The 15,483-nt window shown below is 66.9% G+C and carries 17 protein-coding genes; 6 read left to right on the top strand and 11 right to left on the bottom strand.

All coding sequences use genetic code 11. The features are described from left to right. Positions 1-8 precede the first annotated feature (8 nt). The 3 genes from ABIC51_RS19960 (at position 9) to ABIC51_RS19950 (ending at position 1,866) form a co-directional block, all read left to right on the top strand. Complete coding sequence (locus ABIC51_RS19960) at positions 9-419, top strand: group II truncated hemoglobin (protein ID WP_006398765.1); 411 nt, start codon at positions 9-11, stop codon at positions 417-419. Positions 420-523: 104 nt separating this feature from the next. Further along, positions 524-1,255: an alanyl-tRNA editing protein gene (locus ABIC51_RS19955; RefSeq protein WP_175862602.1), complete on the top strand. Its 732-nt coding sequence runs from the start codon at positions 524-526 to the stop codon at positions 1,253-1,255. Beyond that, positions 1,252-1,866 carry a DUF924 family protein gene (locus ABIC51_RS19950; protein WP_175898289.1) on the top strand — a complete coding sequence of 205 codons (615 nt, stop codon included), beginning with the start codon at positions 1,252-1,254 and terminating at the stop codon, positions 1,864-1,866. Before ABIC51_RS19955 ends, ABIC51_RS19950 begins: the two co-directional genes overlap by 4 nt. Positions 1,867-2,052: 186 nt before the next feature. Here the strand turns inward: ABIC51_RS19950 and ABIC51_RS19945 are convergent, their stop codons facing one another. From ABIC51_RS19945 to ABIC51_RS19895, 11 genes are all read right to left on the bottom strand, one after another. Next, positions 2,053-3,945, bottom strand: coding sequence for an ArnT family glycosyltransferase (locus ABIC51_RS19945; RefSeq protein WP_175898290.1), 1,893 nt, complete (start codon positions 3,943-3,945; stop codon positions 2,053-2,055). Positions 3,946-4,174: 229 nt separating this feature from the next. Beyond that, on the bottom strand, positions 4,175-4,936 hold the full coding sequence (locus ABIC51_RS19940) for an SDR family oxidoreductase (RefSeq protein ID WP_354006598.1): 762 nt from the start codon (positions 4,934-4,936) through the stop codon (positions 4,175-4,177). Positions 4,937-4,958: 22 nt separating this feature from the next. Further along, the gene (locus ABIC51_RS19935; protein WP_175898291.1) at positions 4,959-5,540 is read right to left on the bottom strand and encodes an LOG family protein; all 582 of its coding nucleotides are present in this window, start codon (positions 5,538-5,540) and stop codon (positions 4,959-4,961) included. Continuing rightward, entirely contained in the window at positions 5,537-6,295 is a 759-nt protein-coding gene (locus ABIC51_RS19930; protein WP_021161119.1) for a TetR/AcrR family transcriptional regulator, read from the bottom strand. The genes ABIC51_RS19935 and ABIC51_RS19930 overlap by 4 nt, the downstream gene beginning before the upstream one ends. Before the next feature lie 206 nt (positions 6,296-6,501). Continuing rightward, entirely contained in the window at positions 6,502-7,038 is a 537-nt protein-coding gene (locus ABIC51_RS19925) for a diacylglycerol kinase (RefSeq protein WP_027786854.1), read from the bottom strand. Next, entirely contained in the window at positions 7,035-8,069 is a 1,035-nt protein-coding gene (locus ABIC51_RS19920) for a glycosyltransferase family 4 protein (protein ID WP_027786855.1), read from the bottom strand. Before ABIC51_RS19920 ends, ABIC51_RS19925 begins: the two co-directional genes overlap by 4 nt. Before the next feature lie 31 nt (positions 8,070-8,100). Beyond that, positions 8,101-9,039: a UDP-2,3-diacylglucosamine diphosphatase gene (locus ABIC51_RS19915; protein ID WP_027786856.1), complete on the bottom strand. Its 939-nt coding sequence runs from the start codon at positions 9,037-9,039 to the stop codon at positions 8,101-8,103. Between the two features lie 233 nt (positions 9,040-9,272). Beyond that, complete coding sequence (locus ABIC51_RS19910; RefSeq protein ID WP_060086020.1) at positions 9,273-9,779, bottom strand: RDD family protein; 507 nt, start codon at positions 9,777-9,779, stop codon at positions 9,273-9,275. Between the two features lie 6 nt (positions 9,780-9,785). Further along, positions 9,786-10,544, bottom strand: a complete 759-nt coding sequence (locus ABIC51_RS19905) for a DUF3106 domain-containing protein (RefSeq protein ID WP_027786858.1) — start codon at positions 10,542-10,544, stop codon at positions 9,786-9,788. Between the two features lie 26 nt (positions 10,545-10,570). After that, entirely contained in the window at positions 10,571-11,005 is a 435-nt protein-coding gene (locus ABIC51_RS19900) for a DUF3619 family protein (RefSeq protein WP_027786859.1), read from the bottom strand. Further along, positions 11,002-11,565 (bottom strand): RNA polymerase sigma factor, encoded by a 564-nt coding sequence (locus ABIC51_RS19895; protein ID WP_027784998.1) that lies wholly within the window; start codon positions 11,563-11,565, stop codon positions 11,002-11,004. Before ABIC51_RS19895 ends, ABIC51_RS19900 begins: the two co-directional genes overlap by 4 nt. Positions 11,566-11,920: 355 nt before the next feature. Here ABIC51_RS19895 and ABIC51_RS19890 point away from each other — a divergent pair, with 355 nt between their 5' ends. From ABIC51_RS19890 to ilvC, 3 genes are all read left to right on the top strand, one after another. Continuing rightward, entirely contained in the window at positions 11,921-13,684 is a 1,764-nt protein-coding gene (locus ABIC51_RS19890) for an acetolactate synthase 3 catalytic subunit (protein ID WP_027786860.1), read from the top strand. A gap of 111 nt (positions 13,685-13,795) precedes the next feature. Continuing rightward, complete coding sequence (ilvN, locus tag ABIC51_RS19885) at positions 13,796-14,287, top strand: acetolactate synthase small subunit (protein ID WP_011352712.1); 492 nt, start codon at positions 13,796-13,798, stop codon at positions 14,285-14,287. 104 nt (positions 14,288-14,391) lie between these two features. Next, positions 14,392-15,408, top strand: coding sequence for a ketol-acid reductoisomerase (ilvC, locus tag ABIC51_RS19880; protein WP_021162800.1), 1,017 nt, complete (start codon positions 14,392-14,394; stop codon positions 15,406-15,408). The last annotated feature ends 75 nt before the right edge of the window (positions 15,409-15,483 follow it).

The following is a 15,483-nucleotide window of genomic DNA, read 5'->3' as shown; positions in this document are numbered from 1 at the left end:
CTATCCGTATGACCGATGTGAATGACGATGCGCCGTCGCAGCCGACGGCGTTCGAACTCGTGGGCGGTGAAGCCCGCGTGCGCGAAATGGTGGACCGCTTTTACGACCTGATGGACCTCGAGCCCGAGTTCGCGCAGATTCGCGCGCTGCACCCGGCGTCGCTCGACGGTTCGCGCGACAAGCTGTTCTGGTTCCTGTGCGGGTGGCTCGGCGGCCCCGACCACTACATCAGCCGGTTCGGCCATCCGCGGCTGCGCGCGCGGCACCTGCCGTTCCCGATCGCGTCGGTCGAGCGCGATCAGTGGCTGCGCTGCATGGCGTGGGCGATGGAGGATGTCGGATTGCCCGAACCGCTGCGCGAGCGGCTCATGCATTCGTTCTACGATACGGCCGACTGGATGCGCAACCGGCCCGGTTGACCGACCGGTACGCCGCTGCACGCGCGCGGGGCGATCTGCGTCTGGGCGCGCGCACCGCATGGCGCGACACTGGCCGCTTCCCCAATCGATACGAGGTTTGCCCGATGACGACACAAGCGCTGTTTCGCGAAGACGCGTACCTCACGCAATGCGACGCGGTCGTTCTGGCCGTCGGTGAAGACGGCATCCGGCTCGACCGCACCGTGTTCTATCCGCTCGGCGGCGGCCAGGCCGGCGACACCGGCACGCTGACGCTGCCCGACGGCAGCACGATCGCGATCGCCGATACGCGCAAGGCGAAGTTCGACGGCGCGACCCCCGACGACGCCGTGCACGTGCCCGCACCGGGGCAGGAGGCGCGTGTCGCGGCGCTCGTGCCCGGCACGCGCGTCGCCGCGGAGATCGACTGGCTGCGCCGCTATCGCCACATGCGCCTGCATACGGCCGCGCACCTGATGTGCGCGGTGCTGCCGTACGCGGTCGACGGCTGCAGCGTGACGGCCGACTATGTCCGTCTCGATTTCGCGACGTCCGACCCGATCGACCGCGACGATGTCGAGCGGCGCCTCGCCGGCCTGGTGGTCGGCGCGCACCCGGTCACGACCGAGTGGATCACCGACGACGAGATGGCCGGGCGGCCGGACCTCGTGCGCACGATGAGCGTGAAGCCGCCGATGGGCCTCGGCCGGGTGCGGCTGCTGCGCATCGAGCAGGTCGACCTGCAGCCGTGCGGCGGCACGCATGTGCGCAACACGGCCGAAATCGGCGAGCTGCGAATCGCGAAACTGGAAAAGAAGAGCGCGCGCACCCGGCGCCTCGTCCTGGAGTTTGCATGACGATCGACACCACCCACGCAGGCGCGGCGCTTGATCCGCATGCGCGGGAGATCCTGGATTTCTGGTTCGGCGAGCCGGGCTCGGCCGAATTCGGGCAGGCGCGCAAGGTCTGGTTCAACGGCGGGACGGCGTTCGACGACGTGCTGCGCACACGCTATGGCGCCTTGCTCGACGCTGCGTGCGACGGCGGATGCGATCACTGGGCAGGTTCGCCGTCGGGTGCACTTGCGTTGATCGTCGTGCTCGACCAGTTCTCGCGCAACATCCATCGGGGTACGCCGCGCGCGTTTGCCGCCGACCCGAAGGCGCTCGCGCTTGCACGCCGCGTGGTCGCGGCCGGCTGGGACGCGCAGTTGCCGAGCGGACATCACCGCGCGTTTGCGTATCTGCCGTTCGAGCACGACGAGTCGGTCGAGAGCCAGCGCGAGGCCGTGCGCCTGAGCGCGGGCATCCGCGATGAGGCAGGGTGCGAAAGCTATCACCGCTTCGCGTTGCTGCATGCGGCCGTCGTCGAGCGCTTCGGCCGCTTTCCGCACCGGAACGCGATTCTCGGACGCGAGTCGAGCGACGAGGAAACGGCGTTTCTTCGCGAGCCAGGTTCGTCGTTCTGAAGATCCGCGCAGTCGCGCGATAAGGGGAGGGGGCCGCCCCGCGGCGTCGCGCGGCCACCCGTGTCAGCCGGGCGCGCCGGTCGGCGGCGCGCGTTTCCCGGCGGCTGTTCGCGTGTCAGGCGGCGGTGTTCGCCGTTCCCCGCATGGCATGAGGGGCCGCACGACGGTGCGCCGTGCCGCCATTCGTCACTGCAGGTGCTGCTCGGGCGTGCGCACGTACACGCGCAGCAGTTCGTCGTTGTCGCCCGGGCGCGCGCCCGACCAGAACAATTTCCATTCGCTGCCCGGTGCCGGATCGACGGCCCGCACCCCCTGGACGATCATCCAGGTGCAGCGCGTCGTTTTCGCGTCGTCGATCGGCGTGTGCTGGATGCCGGAGAAGTAGTACAGCATCGGCGCTTCCGATTCGCCGAGCCCGTGCAGGCTCGCCATGCAGTCGCCGTCGTTCCATTCGAGCGCGAGATGCGCGTTCAGATCGTCGAACACCGAGCGGTAGCTCTTCGCGACGTCGAGCCACGGCAGGAGCAGCGTGTAGATGAGCCCCCATGCGACGAGTGCGCCGGCGCCCCACGACAGGGCGCCGCGCCAGAGGCCCGTCGCGCGCAGCTTCGGCAGCAGCGTGAGCCAGCCGACCGTCAGCACGAGCGCGCCGGTCACGAGCGCGGGTTCGATCGGCATCGTCCAGTCGAGCGGCAGCCAGCGGCCGAGCGGCGCCAGATCCGCGCGCGACGCGGCCGGATCGGCCATCACCGCCCAGATTGCCCAGGCGAGCGCCACGGCCGCGCCGAACAGGATGCGGCTCAGGTAATCCCACGCGAGATGCAGCCGGCGCGGCAGGCGCTCGATGGCCTGCGCGGCGACCAGCGCGAGCGGTGCGAAGAACGGCAGGATGTAGAGCTGGCGCGACGTCGCGGACACTTGCAGCACGGCGAGACCGATGCCGGTGAACAAGACGGGCAGCGCGACGCGCGGCGTCCGCCAGTCGCGCCACACGCCGCGCGCGAGCGCGACGATCGCGAGCGGCGCGACCGGGAAGCCGACGAGCAGGAACGCGCGGAGGATGAAGAACGGCTTGTCGTTTTCCGCGCCCAGTTCGGGGACGGAGAAGCCGAAGAAGCGGCCGACGTTGTTATCCCAGAACCACGTCATGAACAGCGTCTCGGAGCGCATGAACAGCGCGGTCGGCCAGATGAGCGCGAACGGCGCGAACACGAGCGCGGCGATGCCGAGGGAGCGCGCGAACGAGCGGGTGCGGCAGGCCGGATAGAGCACCAGCGCGCCGACGAGCGAGGCCGCGAACACGAGCGGCACGAACAGCCCCTTCGCCATCAGTGCAATGCCGACGCCCGCGCCGAAGATCGGTGCGGCCCAGCGGCCCGACGGCCGGACCGGCAGCCCGTGGCGCATCTGATGCGCGCGCGCGACGTGCTGCATCACGAGTTCGAGCAGCCCGCTAAAGCCGATTGCCGTGCCGGCGAACAGCGCGACGTCGGTCATCATGTCGTGCACGTGCTTGATGACGACGAGCGTGCCCGCGCTCAACACGACGGGGCCGATCACGCGCAGGTCGAACCAGGTGTCCGCGCGGCTGGCGACGCGCGCCGTGCGCGCGATGAAGCCGAACGCGAGCGCGGCGAACAGCGCGCTCGCGAGTCGCGCCGCGTCGTGCAGCGGCATCACGCGTTGCAGCAGCCATGCGAGGCTGGTCGCGACCCACGCGTAAAGCGGCGGCTTTTCCATGAACGGCAGGCCGGCATTGGTCGGCACGACGAAGTCGCCCGTCTCGAGCATGTGCTGGATGATGCCGAACGTGTAGGTTTCGTCCTGTTTCCAGGGATCGTGACCGAGGACGCCCGGCAGCACGTACGCGCAGATCAGCGCGGCGACGAACAGCCATGCGCGCCAGCCGAGCAGGAACGAGCGCTCGTGCGTGGTGCTGGTTGCGACGGTCGAGGCGGCGTCGGGCGTGCCGGCGACGTCGAGCGTTGCAGTGAGGTCGGTGTCGGCGGTCGAGCGGGTGTGCTGAGCCGGGGCGGGCACAGACGTGCGTCGCCGGCCGGGCGCTGCGGTTCCGGGCATGGAAAAGATCTCGGGTCGAGTCGAGCCGGTCCTGCGACATGGGCAGGACCGATTAGGGCCACATCAAGGGATAACGGACAGGTGTTGATGACGCCTGTCTGAATGCCCGCTAGTAGACCATGGAATTGTTACGAGAGTTTACTGATAGTGTCACGGAATTGTGGAGATTTGTGGTGTCGTGACGACTGATCCTCTCGGGCGGCGGTTTTTGCTGCGCCGCAGTACGGTATTACCGGCCGCCGCCGACGTCGAGCAGGGCACCCGTCGTGTAGGACGCCGCGTCGCCAAGCAGCCAGACGATCGCTTCGGCGATCTCCTGCGCTTCGCCCGCGCGGCCGAGCGGCGTCGTTGCGCCGAGGCGGGCCGCACGGCCCGGCTGGCCGCCGCTCGCGTGAATTTCGGTCTCGATCAGGCCGGGGCGTACCGCGTTGACGCGCACGCCGTGCGGGCCGAGTTCCTTCGCAAGACCGATCGTCAGCGAATCGACCGCGCCCTTCGAGCCCGCGTAGTCGACGTATTCGTTCGGCGAGCCGAGCCGGGAGGCGATCGATGATACGTTGACGATCGCGCCGCCGCGACCGCCACGGTCGGTGGACAGCCGGCGCGCCGCTTCGCGCGCGCACAGGTACGCGCCGAGCACGTTGGTGTCGAACATCCGCCGCAGCCGGTCGGCCGGCATGTCGGCGAGCGGCATCGACGGCGCGACGATGCCCGCGTTGTTGACGAGCGCGTCGAAGCGACCGAATGCGGCCGTGACGGTGTCGAACATCGCGACGACGTCGGCTTCGTTCGCGATGTCGCCCGCGACGACGCATGCACGGCCGCCCGCGTCGCGGACGGCCTGCGCGGTGAGTTCGGCCGCCGCCGCGTCGCGCGCGTAGTTGATGCCGACGTCCCAGCCGCGCCCGGCCGCGAGCACGGCGGTCGCGCGGCCGATGCCACGGCTCGCGCCGGTGATGAGGACGGCCTTGCGGTCGGACGGTGCGGTCATCGCGTGCGGGTTCCGGTGGCGCTTACTTGGCTGCGTCGGGCGCCCACTTGTCGCGGGCGGGCGGCTGGTAGCGACGCAGTCGCTCGATCAGTTCGACGGGTTCGGATTCGATGCACAGCGCGTCGAAATAAGCCGGACGCATGAAGCCTTCGTCGACCGTATGGCGCAGCAGCGCGATCAACGGATCGTAGAACGAATCGATGTTGTAGACCGCGACGGGCTTGCGGTGATAGCCGAGCTGCGCCCACGTGTAGACCTCGAAGAGCTCTTCGAGCGTGCCGGCGCCGCCGGGCATCGCGACGAACGCGTCGGAGAGGTCGGCCATCATTTTCTTGCGGTGGTGCATGTCGGGCACGACGTGCAGTTCCGACAGCCCCGTATGGCCGACTTCCTTGTCGACGAGCAATTCGGGGATCACGCCGACCGCACGGCCGCCGGCCGCCATCACTTCGTCGGCGATCACGCCCATCAGGCCGACGCGGCCGCCGCCGTAGACGAGCGTGAGGTCCGCATCGACGAGCGCGCGGCCGAATGCGCGCGCGGCGTCGGCATAGATGGGCCGGACGCCGGACGACGAGCCGCAGTAAACACAGACTGCCTTCATTGCTTGGAATCCTTGGCGGGGGCCTGCCCGGTGACGACGGGGCTGTCTGCCGGGCGCGGCGAGCCGTCGCGCGGCGGCAGGTAGTCGGTGAACTGGCGCTTCGGCAGCTTGCCGGAGACCAGGTCGTCGAACAACTGGCGCGAACGGCCGCGCAGATACGGTGCCATCACGGAGATCACGTGCATGCTGACCTGATGCAGTTCCTCGCGGATCGCGTCCTGGTCGTTGTACTTGCGCGGATGCATCACGTACTGATACGACAGCCAGTACGTCGAAATGACGGCCATGTTGGTGGCGATGACCTCGATCTCGGCGGGTGTCGCGACCATCTCGGCGTCGGATACGAGCAGCTCGCACATGTCGCGCGCGAAGCGCACCTTGTGGCTGATGATCTGCTTGAAGTGCGTCTCGAGCGTGCGATTGCGCGCGAGCAGGTCGTTGAGGTCGCGATACAGGAACCGGTAGGTCCACATGAAATCGGCCATGTACTGCAGGTACGACCAGGTTTCGTCGATCGTCGGACGGTGATCTTCGGGAAAGCGCAGCCGCCGTTCGATCTGCTGCTCGAACTGCGCGAAGATGCTGTTGATGATGTCGTCCTTGTTGCGGAAATGGTAGTACAGGTTGCCTGGACTGATTTCCATTTCCTCGGCGATCGTCGTGGTCGTGACGTTCGGCTCGCCGATCTCGTTGAAGAGTTTCAACGACAACTCGAGAATCCGTTCGCGGGTGCGGCGGGGAGGTTTCGCTTCCATGTCGTCCGGCCCTGTGTGTGCCGGACTGGCGGGCGCTGCAATCGATGCTGCGTGATTCGTCCGGCGCGGGTTGCTGTTCTATGTCTAGCGGACGATTATAAACCGGGGTTTCGCCACATCGGGCGCATTTCGTGTGCGCGGCCCCGCACGGCGCATGGTGCAGCGCCGCACGCGGGCGGTGCGCGGCGCGTGCGCCCGGCGCTTGTCTAGAAGCCCAGCCAGTGTGCGACGACCGGGCCGAGCACGAAGGCCCACGTCGTCACGCATGCGAACAGCGCGACCGTCACGGCCGCGCTGCCGAGGTCCTTCGCACGTTTGGAGAGTTCGTGGCGTTCGAGCGAGATGCGGTCGATCGCGGCCTCGACGCTCGAGTTCAGCAGCTCGACGATCAGCACGAGCAGCACCGACGCGATCAGCAGCGCGCGCGAGGCGGCCGGCACCGGCGCAAACGCACCGATCGGGAGCATCAGCGCGGCGAGCGTGAGTTCCTGGCGAAACGCGCTCTCCTCGCGGATCGCGACGCGAAAGCCGTTCAGCGAATGCTTGAGCGCGTACCAGGCGCGCGTGATGCCGCGGTGGCGCTTGTACGGGTTCGGCGGCAGCGGCGTTAGCCGATCGTCGGGGCCGAGCGGCTCGTGCGCATGCACGTCCGCATCGGCATGCGGCTCTTCCTCGTCGAACGGACGGTGCCGTTGCGGCGTGGCGTCGGGGGGCGGGGACTTGTCGTTCAGGTCTCGTTTCAAACGGCGGCACCTTCTGCTGGCGAGTACGCGGTCTTCGGCAGCGGCTTCAGATGCGACGCGAACTGCTCGGACGCCGCGCGCCACGAAAAGCGTTCGGCCCATGCGCGCGCAGTCGCGCGTTCGATCTTCAGCGCTTCGAGGCAGGCTTCCTGCAGGTCCTCGTGCATCGCGCCGGCGTCGCCTTCGCCGAGCACGTCGATCGGGCCCGTCACGGGATACGCGGCAACCGGCGTGCCGCAGGCGAGCGCCTCGAGCAGCACGAGGCCGAACGTGTCGGTGCGACTCGGGAACACGAACACGTCGGCCGCAGCATACACCTTCGCGAGCTCGGCCTGTGACAGCACGCCGAGATAGTTTGCTTCCGGATAGCGCGACTTCAGTTCCGCGAGCGCGGGGCCTTCGCCGGCGACCCATTTCGAGCCGGGCAGGTCGAGGCGCAGGAACGCCTCGACGTTCTTCTCGATCGCGACGCGGCCGACATAGAGGAAGATCGGCCGCGCGGTATTGAGCACCTTCGATTCCATCGGTCGGAACACGTCGAGGTCGACGCCGCGGGTCCACAGCACGACGTTCGTGAAGCCGAATTTCTCGAGATCCTGCTTGACGACCGGCGTCGGCGCCATCACCGCGAGCGACGGGCCATGGAACCAGTGCAGGAAGCGGTAGGTCGCCGCGAGCGGGATGCCGAAGCGCGCCTGCACGTACTCCGGAAAGCGCGTGTGATACGCGGTCGTGTACGGCAGCTTGCGCGAACGTGCATAGCGTCGTGCGGCGAGGCCGAGCGGGCCTTCGGTCGCGATGTGCAGCGCGTCGGGGGCGAACGCGTCGATCCGCGCGCGCAGCTTGCGGTACGGCAGGATCGACAGGCGGATCTCGGGGTAGGTCGGGCAGGGCACCGTGCGGAATTCGAGCGGCGTCAGCAGTTCGACGCGGTGGCCGAGCGCGGTGAGTTCGCGCGACGTGCTCTTCAGCGTGCGCACGACGCCGTTGACCTGCGGTTCCCACGCGTCGGTGACGATCATGATCTTCATCGCGGCAATGTCCTGTAGGTGCGGGGTTGTGTCAGGCAGTGGCCTTGGCCTTGCGCGACGTGGTTTCCGACGGTGCGGTGCGCATCACCGTCCAGTAGACGATCTTCAGTTCGCCTTCCATCGTTTCGACGAGTGCGGACAGGCTCTCGACCCAGTCGCCGTCGTTGCAGTACAGCACGCCGTCGATGTCGCGGATCTCCGCCTTGTGGATGTGCCCGCACACGACGCCGTCGCAACCGCGCCGGCGCGCCTCGTCGGTCATCACGGTCTCGAACTGCGAGATGAAGTTGACGGCGTTCTTGACCTGGTGCTTCAGGTACTGCGACAGCGACCAGTACTGGAAGCCGAGCCGGCTGCGGATCCGGTTGAACCAGCGGTTCAGCACGAGGATCAGCGTGTAGAGCGTGTCGCCGAGGTACGCGAGCCATTTCGCGTGCTGGATCACGCCGTCGAACAGGTCGCCGTGCACGATCCACAAACGTTTGCCTGCGAGCGTCGTGTGGAACGCCTCGCCGCGCACCTGGATGTCGCCGAACGCGAGGTCGCAGAACTGCCGCGCGCCTTCGTCGTGATTGCCCGGGATGTAGACGACCTGCGTCCCCTTGCGCGCCTTGCGCAGGATCTTCTGCACGACGTCGTTGTGCGCCTGCGGCCAGTACCAGCCCTTTTTCAGTTGCCAGCCGTCGATGATGTCGCCGACGAGGTACAGGTACTCCGAATCGTTGTGGCGCAGGAAGTCGAGCAGGTACGGCGCCTGGCAGCCGCTCGAACCGAGGTGGATGTCGGACAGCCAGATGGTGCGGTAGCGATGCGCGGACGAGTCGGGGTCGTCATGCCGCGTGGCGTGACCGGCAGGCGGTTCTTGCGACACCCGCCCGTCGGTTGCGGCGGAACCGGACAGGAAGGCGGTGGCGGCGCGGGCGCCGAGAGGGTGACGGAACAGGGAGGTCGCAGACGTTTTCTGGCCCATGCATGACTCGCGCCGGTTGACATTACCGGCATTCCGCCATGCGGGCGTGACTGTGCCGTGACAGTCACGAGACGTTCTTATTACGACCGCTGCAAGGTGTTTAGCAGTGAATGTCGGGACGTTGTGTGACCTGCCGTACGGAACGTCAGGCGCTTGTCCGGCAAGGCTGTCGGGCCGGGCGGGAGTCGCCTCGGCGACGTGCTTTCGTCTGGTGAATGCGGTGCGTCAGCGCTTCAACGCGGGATGGCGACGACGCGCGTGCGTGCGATCCGGTCGTGCGGAAACTGGCGGCCGGCATGCAGCCGGGCCGCGCCGGCCCACACGACGATCCACGCGGCGGTGAGTGCGAGCGTGACGGGTACCGACAGGCCGAGGAGCGGATGCAGCGCGAGCGGCGGCAGGAACCACAGCCAGCCGAGCGCATAGCGGACGAGCGCGTGGCCCGCGCTCAGCGGTCGGCCGCTCGACGATTCGAGTCGCAGCCGCCATGTCTTCATCGGCAGCGTCTGGCCGCCGTGGGTCCAGAACCAGACGAAGTACGCGCCGACCACGAGCGCGATCCAGGCGGCGAGCAGGTTGTGATGGACGAGGCCGTTGCGTTGCTGCGTCGCGAGGCTGAACGCGAGTCCGGCGAAGAACACCACGCCGAACAGCAGCACGCCTTCGTAGAGCAGCGCGGCGAGACGCCGCCGCACGGACGGCGCGGCGGCCGGGGTTTCGGGGGCGCGGGCGTTCGCCACGGCCGCTCAGGAGCCCTTGAACAGCGAGGGCGCGTCGGCGGGTGACACCGGCGCCACGGCGGCCGGCGCGGACGCGGTGCCGGCCGTCGACGACGCGGGCACCGGCTGCGCGGCGGCCGCCGAGACGGGCGCCGGCGCGGTGGCTGCGCCGCTTGCGGCGTGATCGTGCGAATTGACGAGGCGACGGACGTCACGGTCGGCGACGGTCGGCGGCGCGCTGACGACGCTCGGCCGGCGGCGGCGCTCGGCGGCCGCGAGACGTTCCTTCTGCTCCTCGGGGAGTTGCTGGTACGCCTTCCAGGCCCGCTCGCGCGCCTGCGCGGACAGCTCCTTCGCACTCTGGTAATTCTCGCGCGCGACGCGGCGCTGCTCGGGCGTCATCCGCGCCCATTCGGTCATCCGGTCCTGCAGGCGCTTTTGATCATCGGGCGTCAACTTCGCGAAACGCGACGCGATCTTCAGCCATTTGCGCTTGCGTGCGTCGCTGAAGCCATCCCACTGGTCGGCGAACGGCGCGAGTGCCGCGTGTTGCGCCGGCGTGAGGCGCGCCCAGGACAGCGGGCCGGACGCGGCCGGCAGCGGCAGGGGCAGCGGGGGGAGTTCGGTGGTCAGCCCGGTCGCGGCCGATGCGGGCGCGGCAGGGCTGTTGGCCGCGGCGGTGGGCGTCGCGGGGGCCGGGTGGAATCGTGGGTACGTGGCGACGTAGGAAACGGCGATCGCGATTACGCATCCGAAAAATACGGCCAGGCCGCGCTTCTGACTCACCCGTGCGATCCCCTCGTTATTGTCTGTTAGTGCGCACGCGACAGATACGCGTTGAACCCGTGATCGAGATACGCGTTGAGCGGCAGGTCGTCGCTGAGCATCGCCGCGTCGATGTCGGCGAGTTCGGCGGTGCGCTGCATGTCTTCCCAGTAGGCGATGCCGACGAGCCCCGCGAGCAGCAGCGCCAGCGGCCACGCGCGCAGCAGGCGGCGCGCGAACGACGGGCGGCCGGCCTGCGGGCGGCCCGCGGGCGCCGTGCCGTACGCACCGGCCGCGCCGGCGAAGGCCGGCACGAACACCGGCACGGTCGCGGCTTCGGGCTTCTTGCGCGCGAGCGCAGCCCGGCGGGCGGCGGCCAGACGGTCGGTGGTCGCGGCAGGCAGGTCGGCCGCGCGCTCGTCCAGCGCGCGGCGCACCTTCAGCGCGAATTCGTGTTCTCGATTTGCGGGAGCGGAGCTCATAGCGTGATTCCTTTGGCCTTGAGCGCTTGCGCCAGGGTGTGGGTGGCTCGCGAGCAGTGCGTCTTGACGCTGCCCTCGGAGCACCCCATTGCGGCGGCAGTCTCGGCGACATCCATATCTTCCCAATAACGCATCAGGAACGCTTCCCGTTGACGCGTCGGAAGTTTCTGGATTTCTTCGTCGATCAGGGCCAGAACCTGCTCTCGTTCGAGGCGGTGCTCGCTGCTTTCGACGCCCGCGTTGTCGTCCGCGGATTCGAGGGTTTCGAGCGGGTCGAAATCGTCGTCGTCGGTGTTGTTCAGCGACGAGAACAGCGTGACCCACGTGTTGCGGACCTTCTGCCGGCGGAACCAGTCGTGGATCGCGTTCTGCAGGATCCGCTGAAAAAGCAGCGGCAGCTCGGCCGCCGGCCGGTCGCCGTACTTCTCCGCAAGCTTGATCATCGCGTCCTGCACGATGTCGAGCGACGCATCGTCGTCACGCACGGCGTACGCGGCCTGCTTGAACGCGCGCCTTTCGACGCCCGCCAGAAAGTCGGCGAGTTCCTTGTCTGATGCCATTCCGTGAAGGTATGCGCTGCGGGCCGCTGCGTGGTGAAAAAGGTCGAAAAATTTCGTAAAACCCGCGGATGCTATCAAATTTTCGTGCCGCTTGGCACCGGGGCGGGCGCCGCACGTTGCGCGCGAGCCGCGGCGGCGGGGTGCCGGGCGGGGCCCATGATGCGCTGCGGGATATTTTGCTTGACGACCCATTCGCGACCCGCTATCGTCAGCGATTCGCAACATGAAGTGATGGTCTCATTTGAGGCTGGCCCAAGAAGCCTGCCCTTCAAACTGGACGCGCCGCTTGAACCCGAGCCACAAGCCCGGCAGAGAGCACCCGATCAATTTTTTGCCGAAAATTCGAAAGGTCAAAATGAACATGCCCAGCGCGGAATTCTCCACGTCGGAACCCCTTTCCCCTCCCGATAGCGACTCCATCGGCGGCACCGTGCTCATGAAGGCACTGGCCGATGAAAACGTCGAATTCATCTGGGGCTACCCCGGCGGCTCGGTACTCTACATCTACGACGAGCTTTACAAGCAGGACAAGATTCAGCACGTGCTGGTGCGCCACGAACAGGCGGCCGTGCACGCAGCCGATGCGTATGCGCGTTCCACCGGCAATGTCGGCGTCTGCCTCGTGACGTCGGGCCCCGGTGTCACCAACGCGGTGACCGGCATCGCAACGGCGTACATGGATTCGATCCCGATGGTCGTGATCAGCGGCCAGGTGCCCACGGCCGCGATCGGCCAGGATGCCTTCCAAGAGTGCGACACCGTTGGCATCACGCGTCCGTGCGTGAAGCACAACTTCCTCGTGAAGGACGTGCGCGACCTCGCGGAAACCGTCAAGAAGGCGTTCTACATCGCCCGCACCGGCCGTCCGGGCCCCGTGCTGATCGACATCCCGAAGGACATCTCGAAGACGCCGTGCCAGTACGAGCCCGTCAAGAGCGTGTCGCTGCGTTCGTACAACCCCGTCACGAAGGGCCATTCGGGCCAGATCCGCAAGGCCGTGTCGCTGCTGCTGACGGCGAAGCGTCCGTACATCTACACGGGCGGCGGCATCATCCTCGCCGACGCGTCGCGTGAACTGAACCAGTTCGCGGACCTGCTCGGCTACCCGGTCACGAACACGCTGATGGGCCTCGGCGGCTATCGCGCGTCGGACAAGAAATTCCTCGGCATGCTCGGCATGCACGGCACCTACGAAGCGAACATGGCGATGCAGCACTGCGACGTGCTGATCGCGATCGGTGCCCGCTTCGACGACCGCGTGATCGGCGATCCGGCGCACTTCGCGTCGCGTCCGCGCAAGATCATCCACATCGACATCGACCCGTCGTCGATCTCGAAGCGCGTGAAGGTCGACATCCCGATCGTCGGCGACGTGAAGGAGGTGCTGAAGGAGCTGATCGAGCAGTTGCAGACGGCCGAGCATGGCCCCGACACCGAAGCCCTCGCGCAATGGTGGAAGGACATCGAGGGCTGGCGCGCGAAGGACTGCCTGAAGTACGACCGCGAAAGCGAGATCATCAAGCCGCAGTACGTGGTCGAGAAGGCGTGGGAGCTGACGGACGGCAATGCGTTCGTGTGCTCGGACGTCGGCCAGCACCAGATGTGGGCGGCGCAGTTCTACCGTTTCAACAAGCCGCGTCGCTGGATCAACTCCGGCGGCCTCGGCACGATGGGCTTCGGCCTGCCGGCAGCGATGGGCGTCAAGATGGCGCACCCGGACGACGACGTGCTGTGCATCACGGGCGAAGGCTCGATCCAGATGTGCATCCAGGAGTTGTCGACCTGCCTGCAGTACGACACGCCCGTGAAGATCATTTCGCTGAACAACCGCTATCTCGGCATGGTTCGCCAGTGGCAGCAGATCGAATACAGCAAGCGCTATTCGCATTCGTACATGGATGCGCTGCCTGACTTCGTGAAGCTCGCCGAAGCGTACGGCCATGTCGGCATGCGGATCGAAAAGACTTCGGATGTGGAGCCGGCGCTGAAGGAAGCGCTGCGCCTGAAGGACCGCACCGTGTTTCTCGACTTCCAGACCGATCCGACCGAAAACGTCTGGCCGATGGTACAGGCCGGCAAGGGCATCACCGAGATGCTGCTCGGATCGGAAGACCTGTAACGGCGCGACGCGCGCCTGGGCCGAAGCGGCCGCCTTCACGAAGGGCGGTGCGGCACGCGGCGGCGCGCGGCGCGAGTGAATCGACACGGACACATTCTGGAAGAAGCGAACATGAGACACATCATTTCCGTCCTGCTGGAGAACGAACCGGGCGCGCTGTCGCGCGTGGTCGGTCTGTTTTCCGCACGCGGCTACAACATCGAAACCTTGACGGTGGCGCCGACCGAAGACCAATCGCTGTCGCGGCTCACCATCGTTTCCATTGGCTCCGACGACGTGATCGAACAGATCACGAAGCATCTGAACCGCCTGATCGAGGTGGTGAAAGTGGTGGACCTGACCGACGGTGCACACATCGAACGCGAGCTGATGCTGATCAAGGTACGTGCAGTGGGCAAGGAGCGCGAAGAAATGAAGCGGATGGCGGACATTTTCCGCGGCCGCATCATCGACGTGACCGAAAAGACCTACACGATCGAATTGACGGGCGCGAGCGACAAGCTCGACGCATTCATCCAGGGGCTGGACGCGGGCGCGATCCTCGAGACCGTGCGCACCGGCAGCTCCGGCATCGGACGCGGCGAGCGCATCCTGAAGGTGTGATGCCGACATTGCCAAAGTGGCACGCCGGGTGCGCCGTCATGTCCCGGCCCGCAGTACTCCATCCGAACGAATTGTTGAATTTTTGAATTAGCGAAGGAACCATCATGAACGTTTTCTACGACAAAGACGCTGACCTCTCCCTCATCAAGGGCAAGCAAGTCACGATCATCGGCTACGGCTCGCAAGGCCATGCACACGCGCTGAACCTGAAGGACAGCGGTGTCAACGTGACGGTCGGCCTGCGCAAGGGCGGCGCGTCGTGGAGCAAGGCCGAGAACGCCGGCCTGTCGGTCAAGGAAGTCGCGGAAGCGGTGAAGGGCGCCGACGTCGTGATGATGCTGCTGCCGGACGAGCAGATCGCCGACGTGTACGCGAAGGAAGTGCACGAGAACATCAAGCAAGGCTCGGCGCTGGCATTCGCGCACGGCTTCAACGTCCACTACGGCGCGGTGATCCCGCGCGCCGACCTCGACGTGATCATGATCGCGCCGAAGGCACCGGGCCACACCGTGCGCGGCACGTACTCGCAAGGTGGCGGCGTGCCGCACCTGATCGCGGTTGCGCAGAACAAGTCGGGCGCGGCACGCGACATCGCGCTGTCGTACGCTGCGGCGAACGGCGGCGGCCGCGCCGGCATCATCGAGACGAACTTCCGTGAAGAAACCGAAACCGACCTGTTCGGCGAGCAGGCCGTGCTGTGCGGCGGTACCGTCGAGCTGATCAAGGCTGGTTTCGAAACGCTGGTCGAGGCAGGTTACGCGCCGGAAATGGCGTACTTCGAGTGCCTGCACGAACTGAAGCTGATCGTCGACCTGATCTACGAAGGCGGCATCGCGAACATGAACTACTCGATCTCGAACAACGCCGAGTACGGCGAGTACGTGACGGGCCCGCGCATCGTGACGGAAGAGACGAAGAAGGCGATGAAGCAGTGCCTGACCGACATCCAGACGGGCGAGTACGCGAAGAGCTTCATCCTCGAGAACAAGGCAGGCGCACCGACGCTGCAGTCGCGCCGTCGCCTGACGGCCGAGCACCAGATCGAGCAGGTCGGTGCGAAGCTGCGCGCGATGATGCCGTGGATCGCGAAGAACAAGCTCGTCGACCAGACGAAGAACTAAGCACCGCGTGCTGTTCCGGCCCCTCGAATAGAGGGCCGGTACCAAAAAGCCGCCCGAAGGCAGCAGTGCCCCGGG

This window comes from Burkholderia sp. 572, from assembly GCF_040545135.1.
Lineage (GTDB): Bacteria > Pseudomonadota > Gammaproteobacteria > Burkholderiales > Burkholderiaceae > Burkholderia > Burkholderia cepacia.
The sequence above is the reverse complement of the archived record's forward strand: the minus strand, read 5'-3'. Positions and strand labels throughout refer to the sequence as shown.

Excerpts from the sequence above, each read along its gene's own strand:
- ABIC51_RS19900 (WP_027786859.1), bottom strand. The coding sequence starts at position 11,005 with ATGAGCTCCGCTCCCGCAAATCGAGAACACGAATTCGCGCTGAAGGTG.
- ABIC51_RS19960 (WP_006398765.1), top strand. The coding sequence starts at position 9 with ATGACCGATGTGAATGACGATGCGCCGTCGCAGCCGACGGCGTTCGAA.
- ABIC51_RS19920 (WP_027786855.1), bottom strand. The coding sequence starts at position 8,069 with ATGAAGATCATGATCGTCACCGACGCGTGGGAACCGCAGGTCAACGGC.
- ilvC (WP_021162800.1), top strand. The coding sequence starts at position 14,392 with ATGAACGTTTTCTACGACAAAGACGCTGACCTCTCCCTCATCAAGGGC.
- ABIC51_RS19930 (WP_021161119.1), bottom strand. The coding sequence starts at position 6,295 with ATGGAAGCGAAACCTCCCCGCCGCACCCGCGAACGGATTCTCGAGTTG.
- ABIC51_RS19890 (WP_027786860.1), top strand. The coding sequence starts at position 11,921 with ATGAACATGCCCAGCGCGGAATTCTCCACGTCGGAACCCCTTTCCCCT.
- ABIC51_RS19950 (WP_175898289.1), top strand. The coding sequence starts at position 1,252 with ATGACGATCGACACCACCCACGCAGGCGCGGCGCTTGATCCGCATGCG.
- ABIC51_RS19935 (WP_175898291.1), bottom strand. The coding sequence starts at position 5,540 with ATGAAGGCAGTCTGTGTTTACTGCGGCTCGTCGTCCGGCGTCCGGCCC.
- ABIC51_RS19895 (WP_027784998.1), bottom strand. The coding sequence starts at position 11,565 with ATGGCATCAGACAAGGAACTCGCCGACTTTCTGGCGGGCGTCGAAAGG.
- ABIC51_RS19945 (WP_175898290.1), bottom strand. The coding sequence starts at position 3,945 with ATGCCCGGAACCGCAGCGCCCGGCCGGCGACGCACGTCTGTGCCCGCC.
- ilvN (WP_011352712.1), top strand. The coding sequence starts at position 13,796 with ATGAGACACATCATTTCCGTCCTGCTGGAGAACGAACCGGGCGCGCTG.
- ABIC51_RS19915 (WP_027786856.1), bottom strand. The coding sequence starts at position 9,039 with ATGGGCCAGAAAACGTCTGCGACCTCCCTGTTCCGTCACCCTCTCGGC.
- ABIC51_RS19940 (WP_354006598.1), bottom strand. The coding sequence starts at position 4,936 with ATGACCGCACCGTCCGACCGCAAGGCCGTCCTCATCACCGGCGCGAGC.
- ABIC51_RS19955 (WP_175862602.1), top strand. The coding sequence starts at position 524 with ATGACGACACAAGCGCTGTTTCGCGAAGACGCGTACCTCACGCAATGC.